This is a genomic window from Peptacetobacter sp. AB800, from assembly GCF_047807365.1.
Classification (GTDB): domain Bacteria; phylum Bacillota; class Clostridia; order Peptostreptococcales; family Peptostreptococcaceae; genus Peptacetobacter.
In genome coordinates this window covers 1-17,059 of sequence record NZ_JBLOUI010000021.1, presented here as the reverse complement: position 1 = coordinate 17,059, position 17,059 = coordinate 1, and the positions used below count along the sequence as shown (strand labels likewise).

General features: G+C 32.0%; 14 protein-coding genes. 12 read left to right on the top strand and 2 right to left on the bottom strand.

Going from position 1 to position 17,059, the window contains the following annotated elements; translation table 11 throughout:
• Nucleotides 1-65 precede the first annotated feature (65 nt).
• A complete protein-coding gene (locus tag ACK2WN_RS07325) occupies nucleotides 66-1,184 on the top strand; it encodes an AAA family ATPase (RefSeq protein ID WP_416155254.1) in 1,119 nt (372 codons plus the stop codon).
• Nucleotides 1,185-1,188: 4 nt separating this feature from the next.
• Nucleotides 1,189-1,722 (top strand): hypothetical protein, encoded by a 534-nt coding sequence (locus tag ACK2WN_RS07320; RefSeq protein WP_416155253.1) that lies wholly within the window; start codon nucleotides 1,189-1,191, stop codon nucleotides 1,720-1,722.
• A gap of 223 nt (nucleotides 1,723-1,945) precedes the next feature.
• Here the strand turns inward: ACK2WN_RS07320 and ACK2WN_RS07315 are convergent, their stop codons facing one another.
• Together ACK2WN_RS07315 and ACK2WN_RS07310 are read right to left on the bottom strand one after the other, a co-directional pair.
• Entirely contained in the window at nucleotides 1,946-3,022 is a 1,077-nt protein-coding gene (locus ACK2WN_RS07315; RefSeq protein ID WP_416155252.1) for a pyridoxal phosphate-dependent aminotransferase, read from the bottom strand.
• Nucleotides 3,023-3,063: 41 nt separating this feature from the next.
• On the bottom strand, nucleotides 3,064-3,327 hold the full coding sequence (locus ACK2WN_RS07310; RefSeq protein WP_270838901.1) for a hypothetical protein: 264 nt from the start codon (nucleotides 3,325-3,327) through the stop codon (nucleotides 3,064-3,066).
• Between the two features lie 265 nt (nucleotides 3,328-3,592).
• Here ACK2WN_RS07310 and ACK2WN_RS07305 point away from each other — a divergent pair, with 265 nt between their 5' ends.
• The 10 genes from ACK2WN_RS07305 to nifJ all read left to right on the top strand — a co-directional run bounded on the left by ACK2WN_RS07305 (nucleotide 3,593) and on the right by nifJ (nucleotide 16,893).
• Nucleotides 3,593-4,159, top strand: coding sequence for a hydrolase (locus ACK2WN_RS07305; protein WP_416155251.1), 567 nt, complete (start codon nucleotides 3,593-3,595; stop codon nucleotides 4,157-4,159).
• A gap of 650 nt (nucleotides 4,160-4,809) precedes the next feature.
• Nucleotides 4,810-5,340, top strand: coding sequence for a hypoxanthine phosphoribosyltransferase (gene hpt / locus ACK2WN_RS07300; RefSeq protein ID WP_329998085.1), 531 nt, complete (start codon nucleotides 4,810-4,812; stop codon nucleotides 5,338-5,340).
• A gap of 87 nt (nucleotides 5,341-5,427) precedes the next feature.
• Nucleotides 5,428-6,339 (top strand): phosphatase PAP2 family protein, encoded by a 912-nt coding sequence (locus ACK2WN_RS07295; RefSeq protein WP_416155250.1) that lies wholly within the window; start codon nucleotides 5,428-5,430, stop codon nucleotides 6,337-6,339.
• 65 nt (nucleotides 6,340-6,404) lie between these two features.
• Nucleotides 6,405-7,631: an NAD(P)/FAD-dependent oxidoreductase gene (locus tag ACK2WN_RS07290; RefSeq protein ID WP_329998081.1), complete on the top strand. Its 1,227-nt coding sequence runs from the start codon at nucleotides 6,405-6,407 to the stop codon at nucleotides 7,629-7,631.
• Between the two features lie 513 nt (nucleotides 7,632-8,144).
• The gene (locus ACK2WN_RS07285; protein ID WP_300529132.1) at nucleotides 8,145-8,549 is read left to right on the top strand and encodes a hypothetical protein; all 405 of its coding nucleotides are present in this window, start codon (nucleotides 8,145-8,147) and stop codon (nucleotides 8,547-8,549) included.
• Nucleotides 8,550-8,783: 234 nt separating this feature from the next.
• Nucleotides 8,784-10,535: a GAF domain-containing SpoIIE family protein phosphatase gene (locus ACK2WN_RS07280; protein WP_416155249.1), complete on the top strand. Its 1,752-nt coding sequence runs from the start codon at nucleotides 8,784-8,786 to the stop codon at nucleotides 10,533-10,535.
• Nucleotides 10,536-10,558: 23 nt separating this feature from the next.
• Nucleotides 10,559-11,158, top strand: coding sequence for a flavodoxin family protein (locus ACK2WN_RS07275; protein ID WP_329998077.1), 600 nt, complete (start codon nucleotides 10,559-10,561; stop codon nucleotides 11,156-11,158).
• A gap of 12 nt (nucleotides 11,159-11,170) precedes the next feature.
• Nucleotides 11,171-12,265, top strand: a complete 1,095-nt coding sequence (gene aroB, locus ACK2WN_RS07270; RefSeq protein WP_416155248.1) for a 3-dehydroquinate synthase — start codon at nucleotides 11,171-11,173, stop codon at nucleotides 12,263-12,265.
• Nucleotides 12,266-12,475: 210 nt separating this feature from the next.
• Nucleotides 12,476-13,042 carry a phosphate propanoyltransferase gene (gene pduL, locus ACK2WN_RS07265; RefSeq protein ID WP_300529128.1) on the top strand — a complete coding sequence of 189 codons (567 nt, stop codon included), beginning with the start codon at nucleotides 12,476-12,478 and terminating at the stop codon, nucleotides 13,040-13,042.
• Nucleotides 13,043-13,356: 314 nt separating this feature from the next.
• Nucleotides 13,357-16,893, top strand: coding sequence for a pyruvate:ferredoxin (flavodoxin) oxidoreductase (nifJ, locus tag ACK2WN_RS07260; protein WP_300529127.1), 3,537 nt, complete (start codon nucleotides 13,357-13,359; stop codon nucleotides 16,891-16,893).
• The last annotated feature ends 166 nt before the right edge of the window (nucleotides 16,894-17,059 follow it).

Below are 17,059 nucleotides of genomic sequence, written 5' to 3'. Positions count from 1 at the left end.
TAAACGTAAAATCTGTTTGAAATTAGCTTTGCAATGATATATACTGTAAATAGGAGGTGTTAAGTATGAAATTATTAAAAGTTGTGGCAAATAATTTTAAAAACTGCAAAGATAATTTTTCTATTGATTTTTTGCCAAAGTCACGAATATATTCTCAAGATAAAGAATATGAACTACAAAAAATAAAAGAAAATCTATATAGATTTAATACGTTGGCTATTGTTGGTAAAAATGCATCTGGAAAAACAACAGCTTTGGATTTATTAGATTGCTGTTACTCAATTCTTGGAAACTTTAGAGTAGAAAATAAAAACTATGACTATAATAATACTAATCTGAAAATATATTTTATAAAAGAAAACTATATTTATAAGTATGAAGCAGATTTAGTTAAAAATGATATATATAATAAAGCTATTTTCAAAAATGAAAAAATAAGTAAAAAGAGATATTACAAATCTTCAATAAACCAAATTTACGATGATGATAAATTTGAAGTGGTTGAATTTAAAAGTAAATTACCGGAAGATATATCAACATTATTCTTTGTATTAAATTCTTCTGAAGAAAGAGCCTTATATTTTGATAGTTTTGGAAAAGGTGCGAATACATATAAAGAAGTGTTCAATCTTATAGACACATATAAAATAGATAAGAAAATATTTATGGATATTGTTAAGTTGTTCGATACAAATATAAAAAGAATAGAAAAAAAGGATACTTATAATTACATAATTGAATATAGTAATTGTGAAAAAATCGTTTCAGAAACAGAACTGCTATATCTTTTGTCTAGTGGTACAACAAAGGGAATATTATTATATCTTTTAATGGTAATATCTTTAACTCAGGGAATAGATTTAATTGTGGATGAAATAGAAACACATTTCCACAAAACATTAGTGGATAATATGATTTCTTTATACAAAGATAAAAAAATCAATAAGTATAATGCTAGCTTAATATTCTCTACTCACTATTGCGAATTATTGAATTTATTTGAAAGACAAGATAATATATTAATCTCTAGACTTGAAGATGGAAAAATATCATTATTAAATATGTATGTAGATGAAAAAATAAGAAATGATATTTTAAAAAGTGCTCGGTTCTATGAAGATACATTTAAAACAAATGTAGACTATAATGATTTAATGACTTTCAAAAAGGACTTAATGGTATAAATTAATGAGTAAAGTTCTTATAATGTGTGAGGGTCAAAACGAATTAGAGATAATAAATATATTGTTAGAGAATAATAAGCTTATATATACAATGGATGATTTAGTAGGATTAACTGCATATCATGCAAGACAAATAGACAAGTCAACTATGGTACAAAACAATTTAAATATGTATAATGGAGAAGTTGAAGTAATTCGAATAGGTGATGGTTTGACGGATAAACTAAGAATACCAAAAAAATACGCTAATAAAATAATTTCTGTAAAAAAATATTGTACAAAACCAGAGTTGGAAATATTATTAATATTATCTGAGGGACTTTACGATAATTTTCAAAAGGTTAAATCAAGTAAAAAACCAAAAGATTTTGCAAAAGAAAATATATCTATTGGAAGAACAAAATATAAAAATCAAACTAAATTTTATGCTGATTACTATGGATCAAATGTAGATTTATTAGTGGAGGCAATAAGAAAATATAAATCATTAAATAAAAATAAAAAAGATGAATTATATTTATGTGATTTATTAGCTTAAAATCAACTAATCTCACTAGAATATAAATTTAAATCTTGTAAAATAATAACCTGAGGAAAGATATATTACTTATTATCTGCTATTAAACAGTTTACTTGCATTAAAAAAGAAAGGTAACAAGTTATAAGCGACAATACTGCAAGCGCCCCACAACCGCTAAATGTGTTATATTAACGGGTGGGGCGCTGAAGCCTGGAGCACATAACTGTTACCTTTCTTTTTTCTATCCAAATATTTTTTTTAATTCAGAAATAAGTAATATATTTTCCTCAGGTTTTAATATACAAACCCTAAAAAAATATTCATCCAATCCATCAAATGACGCACAATCCCTGATTATTATTCTTTCTGGAATTAGCGCATTTCTCAATTCTTCTGCTGTCATTCTTCTATCAATTATCTCACAAAGAACAAAGTTTCCGTAAGTGTTGTAAACTTTAACACCTGGAAGGAATCTCAATTCACTTTCAAGATAATCTCTCTCCTTGCTCATGTGCTCGATAGTTTCATTGATAAATTCATCATCGACAAACATAATCTCACCCATTCTAGATGCGACAACGTTTATATTCCAAAGGTCAAGTCTTTTATTTATGGCTTCTTTAACCTTTTTGTTTGAGATAAGTCCATATCCAAGTCTGATACCAGGAGTAGAGAAGAACTTAGAAGTTCCTCTTATGACAAATAAATTGTAAAACTCGTCTACAAGTGGAGTAGAAGAGTATTTTGACGTATCTGTAAACTCAACATAAGTTTCGTCAATCATAACATAAGAGCCGCAAGTAGATACTATTTCTCTTATCTGATCCTTAGAAAATGCAAATCCTGTAGGATTGCAAGGGTTACAGATTATAAGTAATTCGTAGCCACCTTCTTTGACAGTATTTGCTAAGTCTATAGGATCTATTTCAAAGTTATTTTCTTTTTTAGAATAGTACTTTTTAATTTCGCAGCCAATTTTGTTAAGCTCTTTTTCGTATTCAGAGTAGGCTGGAGAAACAAGTACCGCTTTTTTAGGATTAACTGTGCCGATAAATGAAGATATTAGCTCAGTTGCACCACTTCCAAGTACTATATTTTCGCTGTTGCATTTGCAATATGTTGATATAGATTTTTTTAGCTCTACGTATTCTGGATCAGGATACATTGAAACCATGTCTATGTTGTCTATTACATACTGTTTAGCCTTTTTTGAAGAGCCAAATGGATTTATATTTGAACTGAAATCCATGAAGTCCTCTTTTGAAAATCCGTATTTTGCGGAAAGTTCATATAAATTTGCACCGTGATTTACACTCATAATGATACCTCCCAAATTTTATTTATCGTATTTTTATTGTATTAATTTTCTTCGTCGAAGTTTATTATAAATTCTTCATCTCCACTGTTTATTTTAAGTATAGAAAGATTGAAGTTATCGTCGAATATAGAAACATTGTAAGTGAATACATCTCCGTTTTCTTTTTTAGACATTAAAAGATATGTTCCGTTTTCTTTGTCCTCTATTTCATCGCATATATCGTTGTAAACTTCTTCTCCAGTGAAAAATCCTGTATATCCTGATGATTTTATTTTTTCTTCTATTGCTTTGTATAATTCTTGCATATTGTCACCTCTTTTAAATTTTATATCGTAAATTTATTATAACATATAAGAGAGAGAATTAAATTAAAGTAGCACAATAGAAAAAAATTTGCAAAATTGTAATGATATAAAAATAATACTTTTAATGATGTGTGTAAAAACAATACTTGAAATATTCAGAAAATATTGACTATATAGAAAAAAAGTAGTAAGATAAAACCTATAAAAAGTAAAAATAATAAATTTTAAAATTAAATTAAAAAACTAATTTGAGGGGGATTAAAAAATGATACTAGAATACGACAAAGCACTTGAAATACTAAAAAAATACAATAAGGACGATTTCCATATAAGACATGGGGAAGTTGTTTCTGGTGTTATGAGATATTTTGCTAAGGAATATGATCCTGAGAGAGAAGATTTTTGGGCAACAGTTGGACTACTTCACGATATAGATTTTGAGATGTATCCAGATGAACACTGTATTAAAGCAGAAGAACTTTTAAGAGAAAATGGATACGATGAAGAGTTTATCCATGGGGTTGTTTGCCATGCTTATGGAATATGTGAAGGGCTAGAAAAGAAACCTGAGCATATAATGGAAAAGATTTTATTTGCCACAGATGAGCTTACAGGACTTATAGGTGCAGTTGCTATAATGAGACCTTCTAAGAGCGTTATGGATTTAGAGTTAAAATCTGTTAAGAAGAAATTCAAAACTCCTAAGTTTGCAGCAGGATGTTCAAGGGATACAATTAAAAAAGGTGCTGAAGAATTAGGTTGGGAATTAGATGAACTAATGCAGAGAACTATAGATGCAATGAGAAGTTTATCTGATAGAATGGAAATATAAGAGATCAATATCATAAATGCTATCCGTTCCAGGCTTCGACGCTTTCTTTGTTTTATTCGAACTCCGTTCGAACAACAAAGTTGAAAGCGTCTGTAGATTGTTACTGGCTAGCATTTATTTCTATTGCCCCATTATATTTTCATCTCAGATTGTAAGTAGAGAATATATTTGCTACAATTTAATTTGTGTTAGCACGTAAAATTTTGAGCTACTGAAAAATCAACTTTGATGAATTATATACCACAATTTAGGTTTCAAAACTTGATAGTGCAGGTTAAAAGTGTAAATAATATTTGAATTATTTAAGAGAAGTTATTTCTATTGACCCACTATATTTTCAGCTAAGACTTTAAACTTTTTTAAACGAATAAATAATTTAATAAACTGAGGACAAGAGATTTAATTGCTCTACGACGACAATTCCGCAAGCACTCCATACTTTGAAATGTTTTATAAAAACTATGGAGTGCTGAGGACTGGAGCACAGAGTAGTTAAATCTCTTGTCTTTTTTATTGATTTTTTTTGTTTGAAAAAGCGATGTTTTAGAGTATAATATATAATATCCAAAAATTATTTTTGATGAGAAATTCTTTTTTTTAAGAATAATTAATAAATTCTAAGTAACCCAGAGAGCTGGTAGGAGGAAATTATGTACAAAGTAACTGGAAAGATGTTCACAGAAGAACAGATAAGAGAAAAGGTAATAGAATTAGGTAAAAAGATAGAAAATGACTACAAAGGTGAAGAAGTTTTAGTAGTTGGTATTTTAAAAGGTGCAAATGTGTTCACTTGCGACCTTATAAGACAGATAGACTTAGATGTTAAGATAGACTTTATGAGTGTTTCAAGCTATGGTTCAGGAACTGAGTCTTCAGGTACAGTTAGAATATTAAAGGATTTAGATACAGATATAAAAGGAAGAAATGTTCTTATAGTTGAGGATATAATCGACTCTGGTAGAACTCTTAGCAACTTAGTTAAAGAGCTACAGATAAGAGAGCCAAAGAGCTTAAAATTATGTACTCTACTAGATAAACCAAGCAGAAGAGTTGTAGATGTTGATGTTGAATACGTTGGTTTTGAAATAGAAGATAAATTTATAGTAGGATACGGAATAGACTACGCTGAAAAATATAGAAACCTTCCTTACATAGGAATAGTTGAAGATGTAGCTGAATAATTGATTATACAAGGCATGCTTTTTAAGTGTGCCTTTAAATTTGTATATGTATAAAAAATAAATATCATATTGGAAAGGACAGATTTGATGAATATAAATTATTTTGAGCATATTCAAGCTCCTATACTTTTATTTTTCCAAAGTATTAGAAACCCAAATTTAAATATTCTATTTTTATTCTTTACAATAAGTACAGAAACACCGGTAGTTGTAGTATTTACAGCGATTATGTACTGGTGTATTGATAAGAAAATAGGGCGGAGAATGTTATACGCTCTTATAGGAAATATTGCTTTAAATGGGGCAATTAAGGATTATTTTAAGGTGGAAAGACCTATTGGGAAATTTGGTCTTGAGTCTATGAGAGTAGAAACTGCGACTGGATATTCATTCCCAAGTGGGCATACTCAGACTGCGACTACATTTTGGACTTCTTTGGCAGTTCAGTTAAAGAAGAAATGGGTGTATGTTTTAGCAGTTGTTATGGCTGTAGGTGCTGGTATTTCAAGACTTTATTTAGCAGTTCATTGGCCGATGGACGTTGTAGTTGGGCTTATTCTTGGTATTTTATTTACTATACTTTTGATAAAGATAATGGATAGATCTGAGAAAAGTGGAAAATATTGGGAAATGATACTGATTTTAGTTCCACTTGCGATAATGGCGTTTGTGCTAAAGAGCAGCGATTATACTAAGCTTTTTGCGCTTATGTTTGGGTTTACAGTTGGATATATTTTGGAGAGAGAATACGTATCTTTTGAAGTAATAGACAGAAAAAATATGGATAAATCAACTGCGATAAAGAAAAATATTAAAAGATTTTTAGTAGGTATGCTTAGTTTAGGTATTGTTTATCTAGGGTTAAAGCTTGTATTTTCTTTATTTAGAGCAGCTGATGGAAGTACACTTAATATGGTGCTAGATTTTGTTAGATATTCTGTTGTTGTTATTCAGGGTGTCGCAGGTGCTCCATATTTATTTAAAAAAATGGGAATATAATTTTTGGGTTGAAGTATAAATTTTTATATAAGGGTTTTAATAAAATTCTTAGGAAGGGAAATATTATGAAGAAGGTTGTTATAATCGGTGCTGGGCCTGCAGGTATGACTGCAGCTTATTCGGCAGCGCAAAATGGTATAGATGTTGTATTGGTAGAAAAAAATGAGAGAGTTGGGAGAAAGCTACTGATAACAGGAAAAGGTAGATGCAATATAACTAACAACTGCGAGGTTGAGGAATTAATTGCAAATGTAAATACAAACGGGAAATTTTTATACAGTGCATTCTACACATTTACAAACGATGCAGTTATGGAAATGTTTGAAAGTCTTGGTGTTAGGCTAAAGACTGAGAGGGGAAATAGAGTATTTCCTGAGAGCGATAGAGCGATGGATGTCGTTGATGCTATGTCTAGACTTATAAAGAGAAAAAATATTAAGCTTGTAACAGGAAAAACTGTTAAGGATATAAAAGAAAAGAATGGAAAAGTTGAGTCTGTTGTTTTAAGCGACGGAAAAGAGATTAAAACAGATGCGGTTATAATTGCGACAGGTGGTGCAAGCTACCCAAGAACAGGATCTACTGGAGATGGATACAGACTTGCTGAAAAATTAGGTCACAAGATAACTCCTTTAAAACCTTCTTTGATCGGACTTGAGATACAGGAAGATTTTGTGCATAAGTTAAGAGGGCTTAGTCTTAGAAATGTTGCTATAAAGGTATTTGGAAAGAAAAATAAGAAGATATACGACGATTTTGGTGAGATGGAGTTTACAGATTATGGTGTAGATGGGCCGATTATAAAATCTGCGAGCTGCATAATGAGAGATTTATCTAAGGAAAGTTATAAAATATCTTTGGATTTAAAACCAGCTTTAGACCACGAAAAGCTTGATAAAAGGGTTCAGAGAGATTTCCAGAAATATATAAATAAGAGATTTGAAAACTCATTATCAGATTTACTTCCAAGCAAGATGATACCGGTAGTCGTGGAACTTTCTGGGATAGATCCAGCAACACCAGTAAATTCTATAACTAAGGAAGAGAGAAGAAATCTTGTCGATACGATTAAGAATATTGAGATGCATGTTAAGAGATATAGACCTATGGAGGAAGCAATAGTTACTTCTGGTGGGGTTAAGACATCTGAGATAAATTCTAGTACTATGGAGTCTAAGTTGGTTGAGGGGCTTTATTTTGCTGGAGAAGTGATAGATGTCGATGCTTACACAGGAGGATTTAACTTACAAATAGCATTCTCTACTGGCTACCTAGCAGGGAGCAACATATAAAACCTCGGTAAAAGGGCAATAGAATAACTATTATCAGTTCCAGGCTTCGACGCTTTCTTTGTACCAAGTTTTTATGTAGTTGCTTGAAATATTAAGAGAAGAATATTGATACTATAGTTTACAAAATTGTCGGTGTGATTTAATTTGTAATTGTACACAAAATTTTATCTACTGAAAAATTCTTGTGAAACCTGCTTTTCTTATTTTATATATCTTGAGAAGAAAAATTAATTTTTATTTATGTTTGTTGGGTGGATTTTTTTATAAAGCGTTTTAGTGATTAAAATTTTTTAGTTATATATAAATTGAATTGTGTATTTTTAGCCCTTTATTTTATTTAGGCTAAAGTGTTTTTTTGTTTATTTTACTTTTTATTTTTAGTATTACTAAACTCTTGATTTTTCTGAAAATTTTAATTACAATTAAAATAAAGGAAAGGATGGGTTGCCAATGCTGGTAGAGGAACTTAATTTAGAAACTAGGTGCAAGATTTACACAATTACGAAGAAAGTTTTGAGAAAGTATCAAAAGGGAATCATTTCTGGTAAGCTAACATCTGACAAGTTTGTTCATAATATTTTGGGAGATGTTTCTATTCACGAGGTTCTTCCTGACGAGATTTTAGAGGAGAGCGATTTTATAGATTCATATCATCATTATGTGGACAAGCTTATTTGTATTCAGAACGAAAATCTCATAAATAGCAAAAATAGAAACTACAAAAAAGCTAATGAGAAACCGGATGTGTCTAAAGTGATGAAGTTAAAACATCTCCTTAATGATACTGGATATGTTCTGTCTATACCTTGTCAATATCTGACAATAAGCGATATTGATAATATATCAAAATATATTACTACAGGAGATATAGACTTAGGGAATGAAAAGATTTACAATTACGTTTACAAGGAACACTAAAACAAAAGAGGAGTAAGCAGTTTTTTGGATTGAAAAATTTAAAGACTGTTTACTCCTTTTTTATTTTTAATTAAAAATGGTGCAGAATATGTTAGAATATATATTAATTGATAAGTAATTTCTTTAAGCAATTTAAAGATGATTTTTTAGAGAAATTTTTAAAAGAAGTATAAATTTGTAAAGTAAAGGGAGGTGCGTTGCCGCTCGTGGCAAATTAATATGACTGAAGAGTATATGAAGAGAATAAAAAATCTTGTTGAGATTTCGAAATTGGTTACACAATCTCAGGATTTTTTTAAGATAAAAGATATAATAGTGGGCAAGATGCTAGAAGTTGTTCATCCAGCTAAGGCATGTGTAAATATTTTCTACAACGACGATTTTAATTATGCGTACTTGGTTTGTTCTAGCACTTTAAAATATATTCCAACTGTTTTTGATGTTGATAGACCAGAGGGTGCTAGGATAGATTTTGATCTGTACCCTGATTATATTAGAGAAGCAGTTGAAAAGAAAAAAATCATATATGTTAAGGATATTTTTCTAGATGATGCAGCTGCAAAAGAAAGAGATTTAGCTCAGAACGAAGGATACTGTGGAAGAGCTGTTTTTCCATTTATAATAGAGGAAAAAGTAGTTGGATTTATGACAGCATTTACAACAGAAGGAGAGATAATAAGCGACGAGGATATGAATTTTATCGCATCTGTTGCATCTCTTATGGCACTTTCTATAGAAATAACTAGAAAAAATGAGTCAGTACATAAGCTAGTGAACAAGCTTAGACAAGGGGTAACGTCTATAAATGAAGCTACTAGAAAGCTTTATGTAGACAAAAATATAGATACATATTTAAAAGATTTAACTAAACAGGCAGTAGAGATTACAGACAGTGAGGAAGCTATAATAATTCTTGATAAGAATGAAAAACATGGAAGAATAGTGAATTGCTACAATAAAAATGAGTGTAGAAGTAATCTGTTTTTAATGTTAGATGCTATTTCTGAAAATTCTAGAGATGGAGATTTTGCAAATGATGTTGATATAGTCCTTGAGAATGGATCTAAGATAAATAGCTACATATACCATAGACTTATGGATGCAGATAGCAATTTAGGCTATATAATCTGCGCAAATGCAAGTAAGTACACAAGAGATGATATAAATATACTTTCAATACTTTCTAAGCAGATAACTGTAGGTACTCAGCTTTACGAGTACAACCAGAATGAGGTTAGACATAGAGTGCTTCAAAATGAGTTGTCTATTTTAAATAAACAGCAAAGACTTATAATGAACGATGCGAATATGATTTGCAACGGAAATAGACAGCTTTATTGCTATCATCAACCAGCAAAAGTTGTAGGTGGGGATTTCTATGATGCTGTTAGAATAAACGACGATAAGGTTACTTATATAGTTGCCGATGTTATGGGGCATGGTATTGTATCAAACTACATGGTTGCACTTATAAAAGGGGCATTTAAGGTACTTTGCAGACAGTTTGATAATCCGTCAGATATAATGAATAACCTTAATAAGATGCTTTTTGAGGAGTTTGATAAGATGGAAGTTTTCTGTACAGGTATAGTGGCAAGTTTAGATACTAAAGAAAATACATTAACTGTATCCAATGCAGGTCATTACAGTCCGGTTATTATACAAAACGACGGAACTGTTGCAAAATATGTAAACTGCAAAAAAGGAATTCCAATAGGCGTAATTGAGGACCGGGAATATAGAGATAATATGATAAGTCTTGAAAATTATCCGATGGTATGTATGTTTACAGACGGTATTCTTGAGATTAAGAACAAGGACAAGGAAGAGTTTGGTCAGGAAAGATTTGAAAAGCTTCTTTGCGAAAACTATAAATACAGTCCAGAGTTTATTATAGAAAAGACTAGGGAAGAGTTTTATGCATTCTCTGGAAAGAAAGAATACTCTGATGATATTATGATGGTTATGTTAAAGAATAATAATTAATAAATTGATGGAGATTTGGAAATATGATAAAAGATATTTTAATAATAAATGCCAGTCCAAGAAAGGATAAAAATTGTTTTAATATATCTAGAGATGTTTCGAAAATTTTAGAAAGAGAGGGCGTATCTTGCGCCCTTTTAGATATTTACGAAATGGATATAGATTATTGTAATGCTTGTGGATACTGCGAGCACAAGAAGGGATGCAGGATAAAGGACGATATGACAGAGCTTTATGATATGTTTGATAAATCTAGGGGGACTGTTGTTGTAAGTCCAGTTTATTTTAATTCTGTGCCTGCAAAGATGAAGACAGTTGTAGATAGGACACAGGCGGTGTATTCTAGTAAGTTTGTGCTTGGAGATTCTATTATAGATAGAAGTAGAAAAAGAGCAGGAATGTATATAGCTGTCGGTGGCTCTAAGGAGTATGAGGATCAGTTTGACGGTGGAGATATTGTGATGGACTTTTTCTTTAAGAGTATAAATTCGAGAAGTGTTAAAAATATAAGAATTCCAGATAGCGACGAGGTTAGTTATGTGGAAAGCGAAGAACTTATAGGGAATATTAAAAAATCTACAGAAGAATATGCAACTCATATTAAAAATATTATGAGTGAATAATGAGGTGATTTTATGAAATTAATTACTACAGGAAATAATTTGTGCAGAATAATGGTGTCTGATGAGTACACAGAGCTTGCAAAGATTTTGTATGAATTAGTAGAAAGAGATGAAAAATACGATAAGGTTGTTATTGTAACGGATGAAAACGTCGAGGCTAATCTATATGAGGATTTTGTAAAATCGATTTTTTCTATAACAAATAGTAAATATTTTTCAAAAATATGCATAAAACCAGGAGAAGAGTCAAAGTGTTTAGATACATTTAATAAGATTATATCCGAGTTTATAGATATTGGGATGAGTAGAAAGTCGCTTGTTATCGCATTTGGTGGCGGTGTTGTTGGAGATTTATCTGGTTTTGTAGCAGCTACATACATGAGAGGAATAGATTATATACAGGTTCCAACTACTATACTATCTCAGGTAGACTCTGCTATAGGCGGGAAGACAGGTATAGATGTTGGAGTTTATAAGAATATGATTGGTGCATTTAAGCAGCCGTTATTCACTTATATAAATACAGAAACGTTAAAAACTCTTCCAAGTGATGAGCTAAAAAGCGGATTTGGAGAGGTTATAAAATATGCAGCTATAATGGACGACGATGGAGAATTTGAAAAATTCTTAAATGATAATGCAGTTGAGGTAAAATGTCTGGATAATGAAAAAATTATAAAAGCTATTATGAAATGTGCTGAGTTTAAGGCTAGAATTGTAAAAGCTGACGAGAGAGAAACTGGTTTAAGAAAGATACTTAATTTTGGGCATACTTTTGGGCATGCGATAGAAATGGAATATGGTCTAAAACATGGTGAAGCCGTTGCTGTTGGTATGAAAATAGCATTTAAAGTTGCACTTGCAAAGGGATATATAAAAAAGGATTATTATGATAATTTTGTAGAAATTATAGACAAGTACGATTTTGAATTTGATTTTAGTAAAATTGATATTGAAAAACTTGTCGAAAATATTAAAAAAGACAAGAAAAATAGTTTTGGAGAGATTTCAGTTATACTTCCGGATGCAAGTTCGTGTGTGGGGATTTTCAAAATGAGTTCTGATGATATTGAAGAGCTTTTGAAAAAAGAATTTAACTTTATGTAGAATAAAATTAAAATAGCGTGAAAATGTTATCACAACTTCAGAAATAAAAAAGTTATACGAATTTGAAAAAAATACCGATTAAAATGAAAAAATTTTAAAAATAACTAAATAAGTAAATATTTGATTTTAACAATTATATTTTGTATAATGTATGTGAAGTAATTTGTGGTTTAATGAATACAATATAATAAAAGATAGGAGTGATAGGCAATGAAATTACCAATAGCTTTATCAAACAAACACATACACTTATCACAGGAACATATAGACGCTTTATTTGGTAAAGGTCATGAATTAGTTAAATTCAAAGATCTTTCTCAGCCAGGTCAGTATGCTTGTGAAGAAAAAGTAGACTTAGTTGGACCAAAAGGAAAATTAACTGTAAGAGTATTAGGACCAGCTAGACCAGAAACTCAGGTAGAAGTATCTTTAGCTGACTGCTTCCCTCTAGGAGTAAAAGCTCCAATAAGAGAATCAGGAGATATAGAAGGTACTCCAGGACTTAAACTTGTTGGACCAGCAGGTGAAGTTGAAATAGAAAAAGGTGTTATAGTTGCTTCAAGACATATACACATGAGCAACGAAGACGCTGCAAAATTCGGAGTTAAAGACAAAGATATAGTAAAAGTTAGAACAGAAGGACCAAGAGGTCTTATATTCGAAAACGTATTAGTTAGAGTTAAAGACAGCTTCAAATTAGAAATGCACGTTGACATGGAAGAAGGAAATGCAGCAGGCGTTAAAAATGGAGATTTAGTAGAATTAATAGCTGAATAATTTTATTTAGTTTTATTAATAAATGGATATTTAATACTTAGTAAAAAGAGAGCATATATAATGTTATGTGTTACACTAAAAAATATATTTTTTTGAATTGTGATGAACATTGTATATGATATTAAATATTCTGAAAAAAGGATGGCATTTTTAAAAAAAATGTAGTATGATATAAAAGTAATAAGATTTATACGCTTTTTATACTCTAAATATTTATAGATAGTAAATGCTTAGAGCTTTATAAGTATAAATTAAAAATAGACTTGCCTTTAGATAGACAAGCGAATGAAACTATCAAGGAGGATATTTTAATCATGGCAAAATTTATGAAAACTGTTGATGGGAATACAGCCGCAGCTCATGTTGCTTATGCATTTACAGATGTAGCAGCTATATACCCAATAACACCATCTTCAACTATGGCAGAATTAGTTGATGAATGGGCTTCTCAGGGAAGAAAAAACGTATTTGGACAGAAAGTTAATGTTGTAGAAATGCAGTCAGAAGCTGGTGCTGCTGGTGCATTCCACGGTTCTTTACAGGCTGGTGCATTAACATCTACATTTACAGCATCTCAGGGATTATTACTTATGATACCTAATATGTATAAAGTAGCAGGGGAATTACTTCCAGGTGTATTCCACGTTTCTGCAAGAGCTTTAGCATCTCAGGCATTATCAATATTCGGTGACCATCAGGACGTTATGGCAGTTAGACAGACTGGATGTTGCTTATTAGCTTCAGGTTCAGTTCAGGAAGTTGCAGATATAGCTCCAGTTGCTCACTTAGCAGCAATAGAAGGAAGTCTTCCATTCGTTCATTTCTTCGATGGATTCAGAACTTCTCACGAAATACAGAAAGTTGAATTAATGGAAAATGAAGAATACGCTTCATTATTAAACTTCGACGCTGTTCAGAAATTCAGAGACAAAGCTTTATCTCCTAACCACCCAGTTACAAGAGGTACTGCTCAGAACCCTGATATATACTTCCAGACAAGAGAAGTATCAAACACTTACTACAATGATATGGTTGGCATAGTTGAAAAATACATGCACAAAGTAAGTGAATTAACAGGAAGAAAACATGACTTATTCGATTACTACGGAGCAGAAGATGCTAAATATGTAGTAGTTGCTATGGGTTCAGTTACAGAAGCATTAGAAGAAACTATAGATAGATTAAACGCTGAAGGCGCAAAAGTTGGATGTGTTAAAGTTCACTTATACAGACCTTTCTCTACAGAACATTTCTTAAAAGCAATGCCTTCTACAGTAGAAAGAATATGTGTATTAGACAGAACTAAAGAACCAGGTGCAACTGGTGATCCTCTATACTTAGACGTTAGAGATATATACTACGGAAAAGAAAATGCTCCTCTAATAGTAGGAGGAAGATACGGATTAGGATCTAAAGATACTACTCCAGCTCAGTTAAAAGCTGTTTACGACAACTTAGCTGCTGAATGTCCAAAAAATCAGTTTACAATAGGTATAGTTGATGACGTTACTAACACATCATTACCAGAAGCTGAAGACTTCAGAATAACATCTAAAGGTACTGTAAGATGTAAATTCTGGGGACTTGGATCAGATGGTACTGTTGGTGCAAACAAACAGGCTATAAAAATAATCGGTGATAACACTGACAAATACGCTCAGGCTTACTTCGATTACGACTCTAAAAAATCTGGTGGTATAACTATGTCTCACTTAAGATTTGGTGATACTCCAATCAGATCAACTTACTTAATAGATGAAGCTGACTACATAGCTTGTCACAACCAGTCTTATGTATATCAGTATGATTTATTAAAAGGACTTAAAAAAGGTGGTACATTCGTACTTAATACTATATGGGATCAGGAAGGTATAGAAGCTAACCTACCTGCATCAATGAAACAGTATATAGCTAAAAACGACATACAGTTCTACACAGTTAATGCTGTTGAATTAGGTAAAGAAATAGGATTAGGAAGCAGAATAAACATGATAATGCAGGCTGCTTTCTTCAAACTAGCTGAAATAATACCAGTAGACGAAGCTGTTGAACACTTAAAAGAATCAATAGTTAAAACTTACGGTAAAAAAGGTCAGAAAATATTAGACATGAACTTCAAAGCTGTTGACGCAGGTATAAACGCATTAGTTAAAGTAGAAGTTCCAGAAGCTTGGAAAACTGCTGTTGATGCACCAAAAGAAGAAGCTTGCGAACCAGACTTCATCAAAAATATATTAAGACCTATGACTGCTCAGAAAGGTAATGACCTACCTGTAAGTGCATTCACAGAATTACCAGACGGAACATTCCCATGTGGTACAGCTGCTTACGAAAAACGTGGTATAGCAGTAGACGTTCCAGAATGGAAATTAGACAATTGTATACAGTGTAACCAGTGTTCATTCGTATGTCCACACGCTTGTATAAGACCAGTACTTGTTACTGAAGAAGAATTAGCAAATGCTCCAGAAGCATTCAAAGCTAAAAAAGCTATAGGTAAAGGATTCGATGGATTACAGTACAGAATGCAGGTATCTACTCTTGACTGTACAGGATGTGGAAACTGTGCTGACATATGTCCAGCTCCTAACAAAGCATTAGAAATGATGCCTCTAGCTACTCAGGAAGAACAGGTAGAAAACTGGAACTTCGCTATGGATACAACTAAAGTTGCTCCAAAAGGCGATTTAATGAACGTAAATACAGTTAAAGGTTCTCAGTTCAGACAGCCATTAATAGAATTCTCAGGTGCTTGTGCTGGATGTGGAGAAACTCCATACATAAAAGTTATAACTCAGTTATTTGGAGATAGAATGCAGATAGCAAATGCTACAGGATGTTCTTCTATATGGGGAGGATCTGCACCATCAACTCCTTATACTTGCAACCATGAAGGTAAAGGTCCATCTTGGGCAAACTCATTATTCGAAGACAATGCTGAATACGGATTTGGTATGTTCGTAGCAGTTAAACATATGAGAGCTAAATTAGAAGAAGACATAAAAGTTTTAGCTGAAAAAGCTCATGATGAAAACTCTAAAGCAGTTCTTAACAACTGGTTAGAAACTAAAGAAGACGGTGTTGCTAATAAAGAAGCTTCTGCAAAAGTAGCTGAATTAGTTAACGGATTACATGAATCTTGCATGAATGATCCTGAAATAGCAGCAGCTGTTAAAGATATAAAAGAAAGAGAAGACTACTTAGCTAAGAGATCTCAGTGGATACTTGGTGGAGACGGTTGGGCTTACGACATCGGTTACGGTGGATTAGACCACGTTCTTGCTCAGGGTGAAGATGTTAACGTATTAGTATTCGATACAGAAGTTTACTCTAATACAGGTGGACAGGCTTCTAAAGCTACTCCAGCAGCAGCAATGGCTAAATTCGCAGCAGCTGGTAAGAGATCTAAGAAAAAAGACCTTGGTATGATGGCTATGTCTTACGGAAATGTTTACGTAGCTCAGGTTGCTATAGGTGCTGATAAGAACCAGTTCATGAAAGCTATAACTGAAGCAGAAGCTCATCATGGTCCATCTCTAATCATATGCTACGCTCCATGTATAAACCATGGTTTAAGAGAAGGTATGGGAAGAAGTATAGCTAATGAAAAACAGGCAGTTGACTGTGGATACTGGCATTTATACAGATTCAACCCAGAATTAAAAGCTGAAGGTAAGAATCCATTCTCATTAGACTCTAAAGAACCAACAGAAAGCTTCAGAGACTTCTTAATGAAACAGACAAGATACGCAGCAATAGCTAAACAGTTCCCAGAACAGGCTGAAGAACTATTCACTATGGCTGAAGAAAATGCAAAAGAAAGATACGAATCATACAAAAGATTAGTATAATTTTTAAATAAAAGTGGGATGCCGCAAGAATTTTCTTGTGGCATCTCTTTTTTATTATGTAGAAAACCCCCAGTTAGACTGGGGGTTCAGTAAAGCTTTTAGCTTTGAGTCTTTAATAAAAAAGCTCCTTTTGATAAGATATAATTGCGGTCCGCCAACTGCAAAA